Origin of the sequence: Agromyces marinus, from assembly GCF_021442325.1 — a bacterium.
In the GTDB taxonomy this organism is placed as follows: Bacteria; Actinomycetota; Actinomycetes; order Actinomycetales; family Microbacteriaceae; genus Agromyces; species Agromyces marinus.
In genome coordinates this window covers 2,208,908-2,227,319 of the sequence record NZ_CP087879.1, presented here as the reverse complement: position 1 = coordinate 2,227,319, position 18,412 = coordinate 2,208,908, and the positions used below count along the sequence as shown (strand labels likewise).

At 71.5% G+C, this 18,412-nt stretch carries 18 protein-coding genes and 1 tRNA gene; 12 read left to right on the top strand and 7 right to left on the bottom strand.

The features are described 5' to 3' along the window. Window positions 1-16: 16 nt before the first annotated feature. The 4 genes from DSM26151_RS10385 to DSM26151_RS10370 all read left to right on the top strand — a co-directional run bounded on the left by DSM26151_RS10385 (window position 17) and on the right by DSM26151_RS10370 (window position 4,752). Window positions 17-1,894, top strand: coding sequence for an ABC-F family ATP-binding cassette domain-containing protein (locus tag DSM26151_RS10385; protein ID WP_234659480.1), 1,878 nt, complete (start codon window positions 17-19; stop codon window positions 1,892-1,894). Between the two features lie 187 nt (window positions 1,895-2,081). Then, window positions 2,082-2,972, top strand: a complete 891-nt coding sequence (locus DSM26151_RS10380; RefSeq protein WP_234659479.1) for a MetQ/NlpA family ABC transporter substrate-binding protein — start codon at window positions 2,082-2,084, stop codon at window positions 2,970-2,972. Between the two features lie 92 nt (window positions 2,973-3,064). After that, window positions 3,065-4,093, top strand: coding sequence for a methionine ABC transporter ATP-binding protein (locus DSM26151_RS10375; RefSeq protein ID WP_234659478.1), 1,029 nt, complete (start codon window positions 3,065-3,067; stop codon window positions 4,091-4,093). Continuing rightward, entirely contained in the window at window positions 4,093-4,752 is a 660-nt protein-coding gene (locus DSM26151_RS10370; RefSeq protein WP_234659477.1) for a methionine ABC transporter permease, read from the top strand. The genes DSM26151_RS10375 and DSM26151_RS10370 overlap by 1 nt, the downstream gene beginning before the upstream one ends. A 15-nt stretch (window positions 4,753-4,767) precedes the next feature. Here the strand turns inward: DSM26151_RS10370 and DSM26151_RS10365 are convergent, their stop codons facing one another. After that, the gene (locus tag DSM26151_RS10365; protein ID WP_234659476.1) at window positions 4,768-5,262 is read right to left on the bottom strand and encodes a MarR family winged helix-turn-helix transcriptional regulator; all 495 of its coding nucleotides are present in this window, start codon (window positions 5,260-5,262) and stop codon (window positions 4,768-4,770) included. Window positions 5,263-5,415: 153 nt separating this feature from the next. Here DSM26151_RS10365 and DSM26151_RS10360 point away from each other — a divergent pair. The 4 genes from DSM26151_RS10360 (at window position 5,416) to DSM26151_RS10345 (ending at window position 9,644) form a co-directional block, all read left to right on the top strand. Beyond that, a tRNA-Gln gene (locus DSM26151_RS10360) sits at window positions 5,416-5,487 on the top strand. Between the two features lies 1 nt (window position 5,488). Beyond that, window positions 5,489-6,934 (top strand): bifunctional UDP-N-acetylglucosamine diphosphorylase/glucosamine-1-phosphate N-acetyltransferase GlmU, encoded by a 1,446-nt coding sequence (gene glmU, locus DSM26151_RS10355; RefSeq protein WP_234659475.1) that lies wholly within the window; start codon window positions 5,489-5,491, stop codon window positions 6,932-6,934. 32 nt (window positions 6,935-6,966) lie between these two features. Then, window positions 6,967-7,944, top strand: a complete 978-nt coding sequence (locus tag DSM26151_RS10350) for a ribose-phosphate diphosphokinase (RefSeq protein WP_234659474.1) — start codon at window positions 6,967-6,969, stop codon at window positions 7,942-7,944. Further along, window positions 7,944-9,644 carry a long-chain-fatty-acid--CoA ligase gene (locus tag DSM26151_RS10345; RefSeq protein ID WP_234659473.1) on the top strand — a complete coding sequence of 567 codons (1,701 nt, stop codon included), beginning with the start codon at window positions 7,944-7,946 and terminating at the stop codon, window positions 9,642-9,644. The genes DSM26151_RS10350 and DSM26151_RS10345 overlap by 1 nt, the downstream gene beginning before the upstream one ends. Before the next feature lie 4 nt (window positions 9,645-9,648). On the opposite strand, the gene DSM26151_RS10340 is transcribed toward DSM26151_RS10345, so the two are convergent. The 5 genes from DSM26151_RS10340 to DSM26151_RS10320 form a co-directional block, all read right to left on the bottom strand. Continuing rightward, complete coding sequence (locus DSM26151_RS10340; RefSeq protein ID WP_234659472.1) at window positions 9,649-10,032, bottom strand: hypothetical protein; 384 nt, start codon at window positions 10,030-10,032, stop codon at window positions 9,649-9,651. Then, a complete protein-coding gene (locus tag DSM26151_RS10335) occupies window positions 10,029-10,376 on the bottom strand; it encodes a DUF202 domain-containing protein (RefSeq protein WP_234659471.1) in 348 nt (115 codons plus the stop codon). Before DSM26151_RS10335 ends, DSM26151_RS10340 begins: the two co-directional genes overlap by 4 nt. Continuing rightward, window positions 10,373-10,729, bottom strand: a complete 357-nt coding sequence (locus tag DSM26151_RS10330; protein WP_234659470.1) for a YidH family protein — start codon at window positions 10,727-10,729, stop codon at window positions 10,373-10,375. Before DSM26151_RS10330 ends, DSM26151_RS10335 begins: the two co-directional genes overlap by 4 nt. Before the next feature lie 36 nt (window positions 10,730-10,765). Beyond that, window positions 10,766-12,238, bottom strand: coding sequence for an NADP-dependent phosphogluconate dehydrogenase (gene gndA / locus DSM26151_RS10325; RefSeq protein WP_234659469.1), 1,473 nt, complete (start codon window positions 12,236-12,238; stop codon window positions 10,766-10,768). 119 nt (window positions 12,239-12,357) lie between these two features. Next, window positions 12,358-13,092 (bottom strand): FadR/GntR family transcriptional regulator, encoded by a 735-nt coding sequence (locus tag DSM26151_RS10320; protein WP_234659468.1) that lies wholly within the window; start codon window positions 13,090-13,092, stop codon window positions 12,358-12,360. Window positions 13,093-13,372: 280 nt separating this feature from the next. Here DSM26151_RS10320 and DSM26151_RS10315 point away from each other — a divergent pair, with 280 nt between their 5' ends. The 4 genes from DSM26151_RS10315 to DSM26151_RS10300 all read left to right on the top strand — a co-directional run bounded on the left by DSM26151_RS10315 (window position 13,373) and on the right by DSM26151_RS10300 (window position 17,647). Further along, entirely contained in the window at window positions 13,373-14,008 is a 636-nt protein-coding gene (locus tag DSM26151_RS10315; protein ID WP_234659467.1) for a 50S ribosomal protein L25/general stress protein Ctc, read from the top strand. A gap of 106 nt (window positions 14,009-14,114) precedes the next feature. After that, window positions 14,115-14,744 (top strand): aminoacyl-tRNA hydrolase, encoded by a 630-nt coding sequence (gene pth / locus DSM26151_RS10310; RefSeq protein ID WP_407650931.1) that lies wholly within the window; start codon window positions 14,115-14,117, stop codon window positions 14,742-14,744. 127 nt (window positions 14,745-14,871) lie between these two features. Continuing rightward, on the top strand, window positions 14,872-16,335 hold the full coding sequence (locus DSM26151_RS10305) for a DUF1254 domain-containing protein (protein ID WP_234659466.1): 1,464 nt from the start codon (window positions 14,872-14,874) through the stop codon (window positions 16,333-16,335). Further along, window positions 16,325-17,647 carry an MFS transporter gene (locus DSM26151_RS10300; protein WP_234659465.1) on the top strand — a complete coding sequence of 441 codons (1,323 nt, stop codon included), beginning with the start codon at window positions 16,325-16,327 and terminating at the stop codon, window positions 17,645-17,647. Before DSM26151_RS10305 ends, DSM26151_RS10300 begins: the two co-directional genes overlap by 11 nt. On the opposite strand, the gene DSM26151_RS10295 is transcribed toward DSM26151_RS10300, so the two are convergent. Beyond that, a complete protein-coding gene (locus DSM26151_RS10295) occupies window positions 17,613-18,311 on the bottom strand; it encodes a ribonuclease H family protein (protein WP_234659464.1) in 699 nt (232 codons plus the stop codon). The two genes, DSM26151_RS10300 and DSM26151_RS10295, sit on opposite strands and share 35 nt — an antisense overlap. Window positions 18,312-18,412: the final 101 nt, after the last annotated feature.

Genomic DNA, 18,412 nt, shown 5'->3' with positions numbered 1-18,412 from the left:
TAGGGTTGAGCGCGACATGGCTCACCTTCTCGGCGCCGAGCGCCTGCACCTCGAATACCCCACCCGCACCGTCTTCGACGAGGTCACCGTCGGCATCGACGCGGGCGATCGGATCGGCATCGTGGGGCGCAACGGCGACGGCAAGTCCACGCTGCTGAAGCTGCTCGCGGGTCGGCTCGAACCGGATGCCGGCCGGGTGACGGTGCGCCGCGGCATCCGCATCGGCATGCTCGACCAGGCCGACGTCGGGGACCCCGACGAGACGGTCGCGCACGCGGTCGTGGGCGGCATCGAGGAGCACGTGTGGGCCGGCGACGCGAAGGTGCGCGATGTGATCGCGGGCCTGCTCGCCGACGTGCCCTGGCAGGGTCGAGTGGGCGACCTCTCGGGCGGTCAGCGGCGGCGCGTCGGACTCGCGGCGCTGCTCGTGGGCGAGTGGGACGTGCTCTTCCTCGACGAGCCGACGAACCACCTCGACGTCGAGGGCATCGCATGGCTGGCCCGGCATGTGCGGTCGCGATGGGCGGGCAACGACGGCGCGCTCGTGGTGGTCACGCACGACCGGTGGTTCCTCGACGAGGTGTGCACCGCGACGTGGGAGGTGCACGACGGCATCGTCGAGCCGTTCGAGGGCGGGTATGCGGCGTACGTGCTGCAGCGGGTCGAGCGCGACCGGATGGCGGCGGCATCCGAGGCCAAGCGCCAGAACCTCATGCGCAAGGAGCTCGCCTGGCTGCGCCGCGGCGCGCCGGCGCGCACGTCGAAGCCGAAGTTCCGCATCGAGGCGGCGAACCAGCTCATCGAGAACGAGCCGCCCGTGCGCGACCGCGTCGAGCTGAACCGGCTCGCGGTGTCGCGCCTCGGCAAGGACGTGGTCGACCTGCTCGACGTCTCGGTCGCGTACCCGGTGCGGGCGGGCATGCAGGCGACGGATGCCGCGTCCGGCGCGCCCGCGACCCGGACCGTGCTGCACGAGCTCGAGTGGCGCATCGCCCCGGGCGAGCGCACCGGGATCCTCGGAGTCAACGGCGCGGGCAAGTCGACGCTCCTGGGCCTGGTGACGGGTTCGGTGGAGCCGACGACGGGTCGGGTCAAGCGCGGCAAGACGGTGAGGATCGCGGTCCTCAGCCAGGAACTCGCCGAGCTCGCCGAGTGGGCCGACGAGCGGGTCAGCGCGGTCGTGGCCGCGCAGCGCGCGAGCTACACGCTCGGAAGCGGGTCGAAGGCGGTCGAGCTGACCCCGGGGCAGCTCCTCGAGCGGCTCGGGTTCTCGAGCGCGCAGCTCGCGACGCCCGTGCGCGACCTGTCGGGTGGGCAGAAGCGGCGGCTGCAACTGCTGCTGATCCTGCTGCAGGAGCCCAACGTGCTGATCCTCGACGAACCCACGAACGACCTCGACACCGACATGCTCGCCGCGATCGAGGACCTGCTCGACGCGTGGCCGGGCACGCTGCTCGTGGTCAGCCACGACCGGTACCTCATCGAGCGGGTCACGGACCGGCAGGTCGCGATCCTCGACGGGCACCTGCGCGACCTGCCGCGCGGGGTCGAGCAGTACCTGGAGTTGCGACGCGAGGGCCTCGCGGCGGGTGCCGGCGGAGGCGCCGGCACAGGTGCGGGCGCTGCTCGACCCGCGGGGGGCGGCGCCGTCGGATCCGGGGTCGCGCTCTCCGGCTCGGAGCGTCGCACGGCGGAGAAGGAGCTGTCCTCGATCGACCGGAAGCTCGAGAAGCTCCAGGTCGAGATCGCGCGCCAGCATGAGCGGCTGGCGCTGCACGACCAGTCGGACTACGTCGGGTTGGCCGAGCTGGGCGAGCACCTGCGCGCCCTGGAGGGCGAGGTGGCGGAGCTCGAGACGCGCTGGCTCGAAGTATCCGAGCAGCTCGAGGGGTGACGTCGAAGCTTCTGTGACGCTTGATGACCAGCTGGTCAACAAGTCGGAGATCCTTCGCCTAGCGTGGGAGTGCGCCCGCGATCGCGGCATCGAGGCCCCACCGCCACCAGCGGTGGGGTTCGTCATGTCGAGGCACCACCGCCACCAGCATCCGATCGCGCGCGTCGACACGAAGAGGAACCCCATCATGCCCAGCACCACCGTGAAGGCCATCGCCGCGCTCGCGGCCGCACCGCTCGTCCTCGGCCTCGCCGCCTGCTCGCCCGCGGGCGCGACCGAAGGCGACGACGTCATCCGCATCGGCGTCGTCGGCAAGGGCGACGCGCAGTGGCCGGCGTTCGAGGAGGCGGCCGAGGAGGCCGGCATCGCCATCGAGCTCGTCGACTTCGCCGACTACACCCAGCCGAACCCCGCGACGACCGAGGGCGAGCTCGACCTCAACCAGTTCCAGCACATCGTGTACCTCGCCGACTACAACGTCTCGGCGGGCGAGGACCTCACCCCGATCGGCTCGACCGCGATCTACCCGCTCGGCCTGTACTCGACCAAGTACGACGACGTCGACGCCATCCCCGCGGGCGAGACCGTCGCGGTCCCGAACGACGCCTCGAACCAGGCGCGCGCCCTGCTCGTGCTGCAGTCGGCCGGCCTCATCGAGCTCACGAGCGGCGGCACGATCTTCTCCGACCTCGCCGACATCGACGAGGCGAACTCCAAGGTGAAGGTGACCGCCCTCGAGGCATCCCTCACCCCGACCTCGCTGCCCGACCTCGCCGCCGCGATCATCAACAACGACTTCGTCGCCGACGCCGGGCTGAGCTTCGACGACGCCATCGCGAAGGACGACCCGACCGACCCCAACGCGCTGCCGTACGTGAACATCTTCGCGACCCGCGCCGCAGACAAGGACGACGCGAGGTTCGCGAAGCTCGTCGAGATCTACCAGACCGACCCCGAGGTGCAGGCCGGCCTGCTCGAGTCCTCGGGCGGCACGGCCGCACCGCTGACCACGCCGGTCGCCGACCTGGAGGACTCGCTCGCCAAGGTCGAGGCCGACACCGAGGCCGCCAAGGGCTGACCCAACCCGCGATCGATCGATCGCCACCCGCGAGCGGGCGATGGAGCCGGACAGGCCCCGTCGCCCGCCGCGGCGTGCGGAAGGAGCATCCGATGGCCCTCGTGAGCCTCAGGAACGTCACCAAGTCCTACCCGTCGGCCGAGCGCGGCGGCGACCGGGTCGTCGCCGTCGACGACGTCAGCCTCGACATCGAGTCGGGCGACGTGTACGGCATCATCGGCTACTCGGGCGCAGGCAAGTCCACGCTCGTGCGGCTCGTCAACGCGCTCGAACCCGCGACCGCGGGATCGATCCTGCTCGACGGGCGCGACCTCACGCAGATGTCCGAGCGCGAGCTGCGCGGCATCCGTCGTGGGATCGGCATGATCTTCCAGCAGTTCAACCTGTTCGAGCAGAAGACCGTGGCCAAGAACGTCGCCTACCCGCTCGAGGTCGCGGGGGCGTCCCGCGCCGAGGTGCGGGCACGGGTCGCCGAGCTGCTCGACTTCGTCGGCCTGAGCGCGAAGGCGAAGAACCACCCGGACCAGCTCTCGGGCGGGCAGAAGCAGCGCGTGGGCATCGCCCGCGCGCTCGCGACGAGCCCGCGGATCCTCCTCGCCGACGAGGCGACGAGCGCGCTCGACCCCGAGACGACGCATGAGGTCCTCGAACTGCTGCGGCGCGTCAACCGCGAGTTCGGGGTGACCATCATCGTGATCACCCACGAGATGGACGTCATCCAGTCGATCGCGACCAAGGTCGCCGTCATGGACGGGGGCCGGGTCATCGAGTCGGGCGACGTGTTCGACGTGTTCTCGAACCCGCGGAACGCCTCGTCGGCGCGCTTCGTCTCGACCGTGGTCAAGGGCGTGCCCTCGCCTTCCGAGCTGGCGATGCTGCGCGAACGGCACGAGGGGCGCATCGTGACGTTCTCCTTCCGCGACGGGGATGCGTCGCAGGCGTCCGTCTTCGTCGAACTCGGCGCGGCGGGCCTGGAGTTCGAGCTGGTCTACGGCGGCATCAACGACATCCGCGGCCGGGCGTTCGGGCACCTGACACTCGCGGTCAGGGGAGCGGATGACGCGATCGACCGCGTGCTCGCCTCGATCGCGAGCCGCGTGGAAGTGACGGAGGCCGCCTGATGGATCGCCTGTTCGAACTGCAGGGCGACTTCTGGGTCGCCGCCGTCGAGACGCTCTACATGGTGGGGTTCACGCTCCTCTTCGGCGGCCTCGCCGGGCTCGTGCTCGGAACGACGCTGTACACGACGCGGGCGGGCGGCCTGCTGGCCAACCGCGTCGTGAACGTCGCGCTGAACGTCGTCATCAACTTCTTCCGGCCGATCCCGTTCATCATCTTCATCGCGGCGGTGCAGCCGCTCTCGCGGCTCGTCGTCGGCACCGGCATCGGCAACAACGCGATCGTGTTCGCGCTCTCGCTCGCGGCGTCGTTCGCGATCGCCCGCATCGTCGAGCAGAACCTGCTCACGGTCTCGCCGGGCGTGATCGAGGCGGCCCGTTCGATGGGCGCCTCCCCGATGCGGATCCTGTTCACGGTCGTGATCCCGGAGGCGCTCGGCCCGCTCGTCCTCGGATACACGTTCGTGCTCGTGGCGATCGTCGACATGACCGCGGTCGCGGGCTACATCGGCGGCGGGGGCCTGGGCAACTTCGCCCTCGTGTACGGCTACCGGCAGTTCGAACCGGTGATCACGTGGGCGGCGGTGCTGCTCATCGTCGTGATCGTGCAGGGCGTGCAGTTCCTCGGCAACTGGCTGGCGCGGAGGATCATGCGGCGGTAGGCCGCGGCGGCCGCCTCACACGAAGCCGAGCGAGAGCTTCCGCAGGAGCGCGGCGAGCCTCCGCTGCTCGACCGGGGGCAGCCCGGCGAGCAGTTCGGCCTCCGCGTCGACGAGACGCGTGATCGCGGCATCCACTCGCGTGAGACCCGCCTGGGTCATCTCGACGAGGATGCCGCGCCCGTCGTGCGGGTCGGTCTGGCGGGTCACGAGCCCGCGCGAGACGAGCCGGTCGATGCGGTTCGTCATGGTGCCGCTCGAGACGAGCGTCTGCGCGAGCAGCGCCTTCGGCGGCAGCCGGAACGGCGACCCGGCGCGGCGCAGCGCCGAGAGCACGTCGAACTCCCACGACTCGAGCTCCGAGCGCTCGAACGCCTGGCGGCGTGCCCGGTCGAGGAGCTTGGACAGCCGGGCGACGCGCGAGAAGACCTGCAGGGGCGCGAAGTCGAGGTCCGGGCGTTCGCGATCCCAGTCCTCGACGATCCGGTCGACCTCGTCTGAGTCCGTCGTCATGCGTTCCAGTATCGCGCGGGGCGGCGCGCGAGCGGCGAGCGGATGCCGCGGCATCCGCTCGGGCAATGGGCGGCGTCCGCACCGGCATGCCGCCCGCGCGACGTCTGGCAGACTTGAGTGTCGCCCGACGCGCGTCCGCGCGCCCGGCGGCGGTCCGCCATGGTGTAACGGCAGCACGACAGCCTTTGGAGCTGTGAGGCCCAGGTTCGAATCCTGGTGGCGGAGCATGAGCGACAGGAACCTCGCGATCATCGTCCTCGCCGCAGGCCAGGGCACCCGCATGAAGTCGGCGACGCCGAAACTGCTGCACCCGCTGGCCGGCGCACCCGTCGTCGGTCACGTGCTGGCCACCGCACGCGCGCTCGACGCCGCGCACGTGCTCACGGTCGTGCGGCACGAGCGCGACCTCGTCGCAGCGACCGTCGAAGCGCAGCTTCCCGGGGTCGTCATCGTCGACCAGGACGAGATCCCGGGCACCGGGCGCGCGGTCGAGCAGGCGCTCGCGGCGCTCCCGGCCGACTTCGACGGCGAGGTGCTGGTCCTGAACGGCGACGTGCCCCTGCTCGACGCCGACAGCCTCGCGGCGTTCCTCGCCCAGCATCGCGCGACCCGCTCGGCGGCGTCGGTGCTCTCGGCGATCTACGACGACCCGCACGGGTACGGGCGCATCGTGCGCAGCGAGTCCGGCGCGTTCGACCGCATCGTCGAGCAGAAGGACGCCGACGAGACCGAGCGCGGCATCGCCGAGATCAACGCGGGCATCTACGCGTTCGGCGCCGCGGCGCTGCGCGACCAGCTCGCGAACCTCACGACCGACAACGCCCAGGGCGAGAAGTACCTGACTGACGTGATCGAGCTGCTGCGCAGCGCCGGCAGCGAGGTCGAGGCGGTCCCGGTGTCGGAGCCGTGGCTCGTCGCGGGCATCAACGACCGCGCACAGCTCTCCGAGACGGCGGCCCGGCTGAACGCGCTCATCGTGCGCGGCTGGCAGCTGAACGGCGTGACCGTCGAGGACCCGGCCACGACCTGGATCGACCTGACCGTGCGCATCGAACCGGACGTCACCATCCGCCCGGGCACCCAGCTCAAGGGCGCCACGGTCATCGAGACCGGTGCGGTCGTCGGCCCCGACACGACCCTGGTCGACACCGAGGTCGGCGCGCGCGCCGAGGTGAAGCGAACGGATGCCACGCTGTCGGTCATCGGCGAGGGTGCGAGCGTGGGCCCGTTCTCGTTCCTCCGCCCAGGAACGGTGCTCGGAGCCGACGGCAAGATCGGCGCGTTCGTCGAGACGAAGAACGCGACCATCGGCCGGGCGAGCAAGGTGCCGCACCTGTCGTACGTGGGCGACACCGAGATCGGCGAGGGCTCGAACGTGGGCGCCGGATCGATCACCGCGAACTACGACGGCGTGAACAAGCACCGCACGGTCATCGGTTCGCACGTGCGCACCGGCTCGCACGGCGTGTTCGTCGCGCCCGTTACGATTGGGGACGGGGCGTACACGGGGGCGGGCACAGTGGTCCGCAAGGACGTGCCGGCCGGCGCGCTCGCCGTGAACGTCGCACCGCAACGCAACATCGACGGATGGGTCCAGCAGCACCGGGCCGGTACCGCTGCCGCTCAGGCGGCGGGTGCCGCACTCGAGGCCGCCGGGTCGGACGCCGAATAGACCCGGCACCGCCGGTGGGAAGGACAGTCAGCATGTCGGGAATCGAGACCACCGGATCCAAGCGCCTCGTGCTCGTGTCGGGGCGCGCGCATCCGGCGTTGGCCGAGCAGATCGCCCGCGAGCTCGGCAGCGAGCTGGTCCCGACCGATGCGCGCACCTTCGCCAACGGCGAGCTGTACGCGCGGTACGACGAGAGCGTGCGCGGCTGCGACGCGTTCGTGATCCAGTCGCACGCGGCGCCGATCAACGAGTGGCTCATGGAGCAGCTCATCATGATCGACGCGCTCAAGCGCGCGTCGGCCAAGCGCATCACCGTCGTCTCGCCGTTCTACCCGTACGCCCGCCAAGACAAGAAGGGCCGCGGCCGAGAGCCGATCTCGGCGCGCCTCGTGGCCGACCTCTACAAGGCGGCCGGCGCCGACCGCATCATGTCGATCGACCTGCACGCCGCGCAGATCCAGGGCTTCTTCGACGGCCCGGTCGACCACCTGTTCGCGATGCCGGTGCTGCTCGAGGAGTTCAAGAACTCGCTCGACCCGGAGACGCTCACGGTCGTCTCGCCCGACATGGGGCGTGTCCGCGTGGCCGACATCTGGTCCGACAAGCTCGGCGTTCCGCTCGCGATCATCCACAAGCGCCGCGACCCGCTCGTGCCGAACCAGGTCTCGGTGCACGAGATCGTCGGCGAGGTCGAGGGTCGGGTGTGCCTGCTCGTCGACGACCTGATCGACACGGGCCGCACGATCGTCAAGGCCGCGGAGGCGCTCAAGGCCAACGGCGCCGTCGGCGTCGTCGTGGCGGCGACCCACGCGGTGTTCTCCAACCCCGCGGTCGAGATCCTGCAGTCCGACTTCATCGATCGCGTGGTCGTGACCGACACGCTCCCCATCCCGGAGGAGAAGCGCTGGGACCGACTGACGGTCCTGCCGATCGCGCCGCTGCTCGCGCGTGCGATCCACGAGATCTTCGAGGACGGCTCGGTCACGAGCATGTTCGACGGGGCGGCCTGATGGCGGATGCCACGGCGAAGCCCTGGCTGAAGAGCTACGCCCCGGGCGTCCCGCATGAGCTGCCGGCGCCCGAGGGATCGCTCGTCGACCTGATCCACGACACGGTCCGGCAGTATCCGGACCGGCCCGCGCTCGAGTTCTTCGGGCGCGAGACCTCGTACGCCGACCTCGGCGAGCAGATCGACCGTGCCGCCGAGGGCCTGCGGCGCCTCGGCGTGCAGGCGGGCGACCCGGTCGCGATCGTGCTGCCGAACTGCCCGCAGCACATCGTCGCGTTCTACGCGGTCCTGCGGCTGGGCGCGATCGTCGTCGAGCACAACCCCCTGTACACGCCGCGCGAGCTGCGGCACCAGTTCGAGGATCACGGTGCGCGCGTCGTGATCGCGTGGGACAAGGTCGTGGGCTCGATCCAGGACTTCCCCGACGATCTCGCGATGCGTCACATCGTCTCGGTCGACCTGACCCGTGCGATGCCGTTCACGACCCGCTTCGCCCTGCGCCTGCCGATCGCCAAGGCGCGCGAGTCGCGGGCGGCGCTCACCACGAGCGTGCAGGGCACGGTGCCGTGGCAGGGGCTCGTGGCATCCGATCCGATCCCGGCGCACATCCGCGCGCCGCGCTCGAGCGACGTCGCACTGATCCAGTACACGAGCGGCACGACCGGCAGCCCCAAGGGCGCGACGCTCACGCATGCCAACCTGCTCGCGAACGCCGCGCAGGCGCGCGCGTGGGTGCCCGACATCGAGCGCGGCACCTCGGTCGTGTACGCGGTGCTGCCGATGTTCCACGCGTACGGGCTGACGCTGTGCCTGACCTTCGCGATGAGCATGGGCTCACGGCTCGTGCTGTTCCCGAAGTTCGACCCCGAGCTCGTGCTCAAGGTCGTGCGGAAGCACCCGCCGACGTTCCTGCCGGCCGTCCCGCCCATCTACGAGCGCCTGACCGCGGCCGCGGCCGAGCGGGGCGTGTCGCTCGAGGGCATCTCGATCGCGATCTCCGGGGCCATGCCGCTGTCGGCGTCGGTCGTCGAGCCGTGGGAGGAGCGCACGGGCGGGTACCTCGTCGAGGGGTACGGCCTGTCGGAGTGCTCGCCGGTGCTCATGGCGAACCCGGTCGCGCCGACGCGCAAGGCGGGCACGGTCGGCCTGCCGTTGCCGGACACCGAGTGCCGGGTCGTCGACCCCGACGATCCGACGCGCGACGTGCCCGCGGGCGATCGCGGCGAACTGGTCGTGCGCGGTCCGCAGGTCTTCGGCGGCTACTGGAACAAGCCGGAGGAGACCGCCGCGGTCTTCGCGGCCGACCCGGACGGCGGCACGCCGTGGTTCCGGACGGGTGACATCGTCACGATCGACGACGACGGGTTCGTGCGCATCGTCGACCGCATCAAGGAGCTCATCATCACGGGCGGCTTCAACGTCGCGCCGAGCGAGGTGGAGGACGTGATCCGGCAGCTTCCGGATGTCGCGGACTGCGCGGTCGTCGGCCTGCCCGACGAGCACTCGGGCGAGCAGGTCGTCGCGGCGGTCGTGCTGCAGCCCGGCGCCGAGCTCGATGCCGAGGCGATCCGCACCGCGGTGCGCGATCGGCTGACGCCGTACAAGGTGCCTCGGCGCGTGGTCGCCGTCGACGACCTGCCGCGCTCGCTCATCGGCAAGGTCATCCGGCGGCAGGTTCGCGAGCAGCTGCTCGACGACTGAGCGCTCAGGTCTCCCTGCCGGGCACCGCCGGCTTCGGTGCGGCGGGCATGAGCCCGAGGTTGCCGATCACGGTCGACGTGCCCGACGGGCTGACGGCGATGCAGAGCCATCCGGGACCGCCACGCGCGAACGCGTCGAATTCCACGCGCGAGTCGTCGAGCACGGTGAGGTCGGCCACGTAGACCGTGCACGCGCGCGCTGCGGCGCCGCGGGCGACGCCGACGGCGGAGAGCACGACGGGCAGCAGCATCGCGCCGAGCGCGAGCATGACGGCGATGCGGATGACGCGACGGCGGCGGTGGCCGACGACGGGCCCGTGATCGGTGCCATCGTCGTGCCCACCGAGTTCCTCGGGCCAGGGGTCGCCGCGCGGCGGTTCGCCGGTCATGTCGCGATGCCCGCGAGGTCGCCGGCGAGCATCGACGCGATCGCCGTCACGCCGGCCAGGAGGGTCGCGCCGACGACGAGCCACGCGTACGGCAGCGGCATCGCGAGCGGCTCGCCGGGGGAGGACAGCGCACGACGGCGCCGCCGCCCGACGGCGAGGATGACGCAGGCCCCGGCGAAGAGCACGACGGATGCCGCGACGAGCGAGGTGCGATCGGCCACCAGTCCTTCACGCAGCAGCAGGAGCGCGTTCACCGCGACCGCGAACGAGGTCCGCGTCCACGACAGCGCGGTGCGCTCGGGTTGGAGGCCGGGGTCGCGGGGGATCGCAGCGGCATCGCTCACGCGGTCACCACGAACAGCACGGCGAGGCCCGCCGCGGCGATGAGCCCGACGGCCGAGAGCAGGGGGAGGACCCAGCTGAACGGCAGGGCGCCGCCGTGCCGCATCGCGACCTCGTTCGCGCGCCAGCGCGTGTAGGCGCCGATGCTGAGGACGGCGGCGGAGACGGCGAGCACGATCGCGAGGATCAGGACGACGATGCGCGGCTCGAGCCCGATGGCGAACTGGTCGAGGAGCACGCCGCCCGCGAGGAGGGCGAGCGCGGTGCGGATCCACGCGAGGAAGGTGCGCTCGTTGGCGAGCGTGAACCGGTAGTCGGGATCGGTGCCCTCACGGCGCCACGACGGCTCGCGCACGTCGGCCTCCTTCCTCGCGCGGATGCGCCGGGTGTGTCAGTGCGACGACGGCGTCGTCTCGATCTCGCTGCGGTCGCCCGACCACAGCGTGTGGAACACGCCGTCGCGGTCGACGCGCCGGTAGGTGTGCGCGCCGAAGAAGTCGCGCTGGCCCTGCACGAGTGCGGCGGGGAGCCGGTCGGCCCGCAGGCCGTCGTAGTAGGCCAGCGACGACGAGAACGCGGGCGTCGGGATGCCGGCCTGTGCGGCGGTCGCGACGACGCGCCGCCAGGCGGACTGGCCGCCGGCGATCGCGTCGCGGAAGTACGGTGCGACCGCGAGTGCGACGAGCGACGGGTCGTCGGCGTAGGCCTCGGCGATGCGGTTCAGGAAGCGTGCGCGGATGATGCAGCCGGCGCGCCAGATCTTCGCGACCTCGCCCTTGTGCACGTTCCAGCCGTACTGCTCGGCGCCCGCGATGATCTCGTCGAATCCCTGCGAGTAGGCGATGATCTTCGATGCGTACAGTGCCTGGCGCACGTCCTCGATGAACGCGTCGGTGTCCTCGGGTGCGACCGTCCAGGCCTCGTCCGGTCCGGGCAGGTCGGCGGCGGCCTCGCGCTGGGCGCGCTTGGAGCTCAGCGACCGGGCGAACACGGCCTCGGCGATGCCGGAGACGGGCACGCCCAGGTCGAGCGCGTTCTGCACGGTCCACGCGCCGGTGCCCTTGGCGCCGGCCTCGTCGAGGATGACGTCGACGAGGGGCTGCCCGGTCGCGGCATCCGTCTGCCTGAGGACCTCGGCGGTGATCTCGATGAGGTAGCTCTCGAGGTCTCCGGTGTTCCACTCGGCGAAGACGTCGGCGATCTCGGACGGGCTCTTGCCCGTGCCGCGGCGGATGAGGTCGTACGCCTCGGCGATGAGCTGCATGTCGGCGTACTCGATGCCGTTGTGCACCATCTTGACGAAGTGGCCCGCGCCGTCGGTGCCGATGTGGGTCACGCACGGCTCGCCCTCGGCGACCGCGGCGATCGAGGCGAGGATCGGGCCGAGCGTCTCGTACGACTCGACCGATCCGCCGGGCATGATCGACGGGCCGTTGAGCGCGCCCTCCTCGCCGCCGGAGATGCCGGCGCCGACGAAGTGGATGCCGGTCGGCTTGATCTCGGCCTCGCGGCGGATGGTGTCGTGGAAGTTCGCGTTGCCGCCGTCGACGATGATGTCACCCGGCTCGAAGCGCGAGACGAGCTCGGAGATGACGGCGTCGGTGCCCTTCCCGGCCTGCACCATGATGATGGCGGTGCGGGGCTTGGCGAGCGAGGCGACGAAGTCGTCGTAGCTCTCGGCGGCGACGAAGCCGGCCTCGGGGTGCTCGGTCGTGAGCGTGCGGGTGCGCTCGGGGGAGCGGTTGAATACCGCGACGGTGTTGCCCTCGCGGCTGGCGAGGTTGCGGGCCAGGTTGGAGCCCATGACGGCGAGGCCGACGACTCCGATGTTGGCGGTTGCGGTTGCGGTGGTGCTCTCGGGCATGCGCGTGCTCCTGCTCGTGCGGGTTCCGGCATCAACGCTAGCAAGGTGGATGCTCGGCAAGAATCAGACGCCAATCAGTATCGCAGGCATTACGTATGATTTGAAACGGATGCCTCGGCTCACGCCGTCGGTTCGGTGCCGCTCCACCCGGCGCGCGGGATGTCGCGCCAGGTGCGCTCCACGTCGTCGGCCGTGCGGCCCAGCACTCGGAGCATCGCCGCGCGCGCGGCATCCGCCCTGCCCGCGAGGATCGCGTCGGCGACGTCGACGTGCCACTGCATCGCCTCCTCGCTCGGATGCGCCGGCATCAGCCCGCTCGAGGAACGCCCGCGAAGCACCTCGCCGACCGCGTCGCCGAGCGCCGCGAACATCTCGTTGCCCGACGCGCGCAGCACCGATCGGTGGAACTCGACGTCGAGTTCCAGGAACCCCGCGGCATCGCCCGCTCGCCCCGCGGCCCGCATCGCCGCCGCGACGCCCATCAGGCCGGCGCCCAGCTCGGGCGGAGCGAAGCGCGCAGCGAGCTCGGCCGCGACCGGTTCGACCGCGGTGCGCAACTCGGTGAGCGAGCGCAGCTGCGCGCCCTTGCGCCCGGACTCGAGTCGCCAGCGGATGACGGACGGGTCGAACAGGTTCCACGCGGTGATCGGGAGCACCCGGATCCCGACCCGGCGGACCGACTCGACGAGCCCCAGCGACTGCGCGACGCGGACCGCCTCGCGCACGACCGACCGCGACACCCGGAGTTCGGCCTCGAGCACCTCGGTGCGCAGCACGGCACCCGCCTCGAGTTCGCCCGAGACGATCCGCGAGCCGAGGTGCTCGACGGCCAGGTCGTGCAGGCGGGAACCCATGCGGCGAGCATATCGGCGGGCTCCGCCGCCGACGCGCCCCGACCCGTCGGCTCCGACGGGGTGCGCGAAACGGTCGGCCGCGACATCCGGTAGACTGACCCATTGAACTTCGGCGAGGGATGCCGCCGGAGCCGGGCCCGACCCGGTGCGGCATCCGTTATCGACGCGGTGGAATCAGGCTTACGGCTGTTCCTCACGCTGGCCGCGCACGCGGCCCCGGGCGTTCGAGTCGACACAACAGAACCCACTCTGGGCCGCGAGCCCGCAAGGAGCCATCACCATGGACGAAGACAACCAGGTCGTCGCAGAACTGCGCGAATCCTTCGGCAAGGGCGCTGCCCGCAAGATCCGCGCCGCGGGCAAGATCCCCGCCGTGATCTACGGCCACGGCACCGAGCCGAAGCACGTCACGCTGCCCGGCCACGAGACCGCGCTGCTCATCCGCAAGGCGAACGCCGTGCTCGACCTGCAGATCGCGGGCAAGAGCCAGCTCGCGCTCGTCAAGGACGTGCAGAAGGACCCGGTGCACCAGATCATCGAGCACATGGACCTCATCGTCGTCAAGCGCGGCGAGAAGGTCCAGGTCGAGGTGCCCGTGCACGTCGAGGGCGAGTCGGCTGCGGGCACCATCGCCGACCTCGACGCGCACACGCTGCTGCTCGAGGTCGAGGCGACCCACATCCCCGAGAACGTCGTCGTCAGTGTCGAGGGCCTCGAGGAGGGCACCCAGATCCTGGCCGGCGCCGTCGAGCTGCCCAAGGGCGCGACGCTCATCAGCGACGCCGAGGCGCTCGTCATCAACGTGCACGTGCCGCAGAAGGTCGACCTCGGCGAGGAGCCCGAGGCCGCCGAGGGCGAGGAGGCCGCAGAGGCCGCTTCCGCCGACGAGGCCGCAGAGGGCGAGTCGGCCGAGTAGTCGATCCCGCTTCGTCGCGAGGGTCCGCGGCACCGCATCCGGGTACGCTCGGAACGCGGGGCCGTGGGCCCTCCGCCGTTCCCCTGACACCCGCCCGGAGGCATCCGTGAACTTCTTCGACCGCCTCCTCCACCGCCGGAAGGACGAGGTCGTGCCCGAGAACACCTGGCTCGTGATCGGCCTCGGCAACCCCGGCGCGCAGTACGCCGGCAACCGCCACAACGTCGGCCAGATGGTCGCCGACGAGCTCGCCTCGCGCATCGGCGCGACCTTCAAGAGCCACAAGACGCCCTCGCGCGTCGCCGAGGGGTTCCTCGGCCCGGGCCGGCCGAAGCTCGTGCTCGCCAAGCCCAACAGCTACATGAACACCTCCGGCGGACCGGTCTCGGCACTGCTGAAGTTCTACTCCCTCGACGTCGACCGGCTCATCGTGGTGCACGACGAGCTCGACATCCCGTTCGACACCGTGCGGCTGAAGCGCGGCGGCGGGCACGGCGGGCACAACGGGCTCCGCGACATCCAGAAGGCCGCGGGCTCGCCCGACTTCACGCGCGTGCGCGTCGGCATCGGCCGCCCGCCCGGGCGAATGGAAGCCGCCGACTACGTGCTGCGCGACTTCGCCGGCACCGAGCGCGACGCCGTGCCGAGCCTCCTGGCGGATGCCGCGGACGCGGTCGAGGCCATCGCCGAGCACGGCCTCGTCGCGGCGCAGCAGCGTTTCCACTCGCCGGCGTAGCGCGCCGCTCGGCGCGACACCGTGCGAGCGTGATGCCGCCGCTCGCGCGCCTCGTTGACCGTGCCGACCCCGACCGGCAGACTCGACCCCGGCGACGACGGTCGTCGCCGGGGGAGGGGAACACGACGTGACCGAATCGACCGACCGGTACCGGGAGCTGGCGCAGGCACCGCTCGAGGGCGGGTATCCGACGCCGGAGGCAGCACGCACCCTGCAGGAGGAGGCGTACTTCCAGCGCGCCGTGCAGACCTGGCTGTGGTCACTGCCGGCGCTGAACATGGTCGCGATGAAGAAGGGCCACGAGCGGACCTCGGGGGTCGGCCACAACGTCATGGCGGTCTACGAGAAGCGGCTGAAGCCGAACACGGTCATCACGACCCCGAACTCGGATGTCATCTACGGGCTCACCTTCGCCGACCTGGCGGTGTCCGGGCCGCTGATCATCGATGCGCCGCCGAAGCTGCAGGCGCTCATGGACGACTTCTGGCACCGGCCGCTCACCGGGCCCGAGATCGACGGGCGCCGCTACCTCGGCGACGTCGGCATCCCCGGACCCGACCACGGCAAGGGGGGAACCTACCTAATCGTGCCCGAGGGCTACACGGGCGAGGTGCCCGATGGGGCGTTCGTGTTCACGAGTCCGACCAACGGGGTGTTCATCTTCGTCCGCGGGTTCTTCTCGTCGGTCGACGACCTCGCCCCGGGTGTCGCCGCGATCGAGGGCATCACCATCCGCCCGCTGAACGGGGAGGCCGAGCCGATGCGGTTCGAGCACGTGTCAGACGTCGCCGCGGACGCGCTCTTCGCTCACGACGCGAGCTCCTTCGACCTGCTGGACGAGTTCATCCAGGGCGAGACGGTCGACTCCGTCGACCCGTACATGCACGGGATGCTCGCTGCGATCGGCATCCGCAAGGGCGGGACGTTCGCGCCCACGGCCCGCCAGCGCGAACTGCTCGATCAGGCTGCGACGACGGCCTGGAAGATCGCGAAGACGGATGCCGCGAGCTTCGACGAGCACCCCTCGGCGCGGTGGTGGGAGGACCGGCACTGGGTCGCGCACGTCCTCACGCACCCCGACGACTTCATGCACACGCTGCTCGACGAGCAGTGGCGGGACCGCACGACCGGGCACACCGATGTCGTCGCGAAGGCGCACATGTTCGTCAACCACTACTCGATCAGCACGGGCATGATGACCTCGGTCGTGGGCATGGGAGCGAAGTACGGCAACGCCTACAAGGACGCGGACGGGCAGTTCCTCCGAGGCGAGCGGACGTACCGCATCGACCTGCCGCCCGACCCGCCCGCGAACCTGTTCTGGTCGATCACCGTGTACGACGCCGAGACGGCGTCGGGCGTCGACGCCGACGGGCAGGAGTACCCCTCGCTCAACGGCATGAACGACGTCCCGCTGAACGAGGACGGATCGATCAGCCTGTTCGTGGGACCGAACCCGCCCGAGGGTGCGACGAACTGGCTGAAGACCGTTCCCGGCCGGGGATGGTTCAGCCTCTACCGGTTCTACGGACCGAAGCAGGAGTTCTTCGACCGCGAGTACACGGTGGGCGACTTCATCCGTGTCGAGTGACGGCTCGATCCCCGGACCACGGCGGGGCGGGCCGGCGAACCGCCCCGCGGGCGCGTCGTTCCAGTGGTGGATGCTCTCGAACGTCGCGGTGGGCGCGGCGACCGGCTCGTTCCTGACCCTGCTCGTGCCGCCGTTCGTGACCGAGGTCACCGGTGCGCCGTGGCGGGTCGGGATCGTGTTCGCGGTCCTCAGCCTCGCGGCGGCGGTCGGCCCGGCGGTCGGCGCCTTCGTCGACCGCACGGGCCGGCACCGGGTCGTCTACACGACGTCGATCGCGGCGATGGCCGCGGCGTACGCGCTGCTCGCCATCGATGCCGCGGTCGCGTGGTACTCGCCGCTCTTCGGGATCGTGCTCGGGGCGGCGTGGGCCGCGCAGGGCACGATCGGGCCGGCGTTCATCGTGGGCGCGGCGCGCGACCGCGAGGTCACGGCGGGCCGGCTGACCGTGTTCAACCTCGCCTACCCCGCGGGCGTGCTCGCCGGCGCGCTGCTCGTCGCGGCAACGCTCTCGGTCGGGATGCCCGCGGGTTCCGTCTTCGTCGTCTGCGCGATCGTCCTCGGCCTGTTCGCGGTGCTCGCCTGGCTGACGACGGCGGAGGTCGCCGCCCCACTCGCCCATCGCAGGTCCGGCGCCGCCGAGGCGGTCCCTCCAGACCCGGCCGGCGCGGCGCGCCCGGGCGGCGCTGCGGGCACGGGCGGACTGGGTGCGGCCTTCACCGCGTTCCTCGTCGTCGTGTTCGTCTCGTCCCTCGGCAGCAACGGCCTGGTCAGCCAGCTGGCGAACCTCATGCCCGCCGTGTACGGGTTCACCGACGTCGCCACCTCGCTCCTCGTCGGACTCGCGGGCCTGCTGAACATCGCGACCCTGCTGGTCGCCGGCCGGGTCATGGCGCGCACCACCTCGCTGGGCGTCTTCACCGCGGGAACCCTCGTCCGCGGTCTCGGCGCGTGCGCGATGGCGCTGATCGGCCTGGCCACCTCACCCGTGCTGATCCTCGCGGCGCTGGCCATGCTCATCACCTACCAGGGGATCCCCGTGCCGAGGCTGGCGGCCCCGGACGTCGCCGCGCGGCTGGCGACGGGCTCGGCGACGCGTGCGAACGGGTTCTACTTCGCCGCATCGGCGATCGGCTCGACGGTCGGGTGCATCGCGGCGGGCATCGCGGCCGGAGGCGGGTATCAGGCGGTGCTCTGGATCGCCGGGGCCGCCGGGATCGTCGCGGCCGGGCTCGCGGTGGGATGGCTCGGCCCTGTGGCCCGACGGCGCGGGGCCGGGTTCAGATCAACCCGCGCAGGAACTCCTCGGGGGTGAGCCCGGCGGCGCGAGCGCGTTCGACCAGGCGGGTGTGCTCCTCGGTGGTCAGTTCGAGGGGGAGTGTGCGCCAGTCGGCCTCGGGCTCGTCGAAGTCGAAGAGTGCCGCATCCTCGGACTCGCGGTCGGCGATCACGGACGCCGCGGGAACGGCGGCCACGGCGGGCGGCGCATCGGGCGCATCGGCGGCCGGCTGGTCGCAGCCGCCCGCCCATCCGGGGCCGACCGGGACGTCGCCGCCGCGTCGGTACGCTTCGGCGACGGCCCGCGCGCGCGCGTCGGCGGCCTCGTTCATGGGGTGGCCGACGTGCCCGCGCACCCACTCGAACCGGTAGCGACGCCCGGCGAGCGCCGCGTCGAGCTCTTCGAGGAGCTCGCGGTTCATCACGGGGGAGCCGTCGGCCTTGCGCCAGCCCTTGCGCTTCCAGCCGGCCATCCACTTCGTCACGGAGTTGATCACGTACTGGCTGTCGCACTGCACGAGCAGTTCGTCGTCGAGGTGCGCCGTCGCCCGGAACAGCTCGAGCACCGCGGTCAGCTCGCCCTGGTTGTTCGTCGCGTGCGGCCACCCGCCCGCGGCCCAGCAGTCGTCGGAGACGTACCAGGCCCAGCCGGCCGGGCCTGGGTTGCCGAGGGCCGAGCCGTCGGCGGCGGCGATGATCATTCGGGATCCTTCCGGTGGGGGCGGGCGGCGACCATGCTATCGGCGGCCGCCGACGGAGCGTCTCCGGCGGGCCGGGCGAGGGCCGTGCCGACCCGCCGCCG

Bases quoted from the DNA above. Each gene is read 5' to 3' on its own strand.
- DSM26151_RS10340 (WP_234659472.1), bottom strand. From the start codon at position 10,032: ATGACCGGCGAACCGCCGCGCGGCGACCCCTGGCCCGAGGAACTCGGT.
- DSM26151_RS10320 (WP_234659468.1), bottom strand. From the start codon at position 13,092: ATGGGTTCCCGCCTGCACGACCTGGCCGTCGAGCACCTCGGCTCGCGG.
- DSM26151_RS10380 (WP_234659479.1), top strand. From the start codon at position 2,082: ATGCCCAGCACCACCGTGAAGGCCATCGCCGCGCTCGCGGCCGCACCG.
- DSM26151_RS10385 (WP_234659480.1), top strand. From the start codon at position 17: ATGGCTCACCTTCTCGGCGCCGAGCGCCTGCACCTCGAATACCCCACC.
- gndA (WP_234659469.1), bottom strand. From the start codon at position 12,238: ATGCCCGAGAGCACCACCGCAACCGCAACCGCCAACATCGGAGTCGTC.
- DSM26151_RS10295 (WP_234659464.1), bottom strand. From the start codon at position 18,311: ATGATCATCGCCGCCGCCGACGGCTCGGCCCTCGGCAACCCAGGCCCG.
- glmU (WP_234659475.1), top strand. From the start codon at position 5,489: ATGAGCGACAGGAACCTCGCGATCATCGTCCTCGCCGCAGGCCAGGGC.
- DSM26151_RS10375 (WP_234659478.1), top strand. From the start codon at position 3,065: ATGGCCCTCGTGAGCCTCAGGAACGTCACCAAGTCCTACCCGTCGGCC.
- DSM26151_RS10345 (WP_234659473.1), top strand. From the start codon at position 7,944: ATGGCGGATGCCACGGCGAAGCCCTGGCTGAAGAGCTACGCCCCGGGC.
- DSM26151_RS10315 (WP_234659467.1), top strand. From the start codon at position 13,373: ATGGACGAAGACAACCAGGTCGTCGCAGAACTGCGCGAATCCTTCGGC.
- DSM26151_RS10350 (WP_234659474.1), top strand. From the start codon at position 6,967: ATGTCGGGAATCGAGACCACCGGATCCAAGCGCCTCGTGCTCGTGTCG.
- DSM26151_RS10365 (WP_234659476.1), bottom strand. From the start codon at position 5,262: ATGACGACGGACTCAGACGAGGTCGACCGGATCGTCGAGGACTGGGAT.
- DSM26151_RS10370 (WP_234659477.1), top strand. From the start codon at position 4,093: ATGGATCGCCTGTTCGAACTGCAGGGCGACTTCTGGGTCGCCGCCGTC.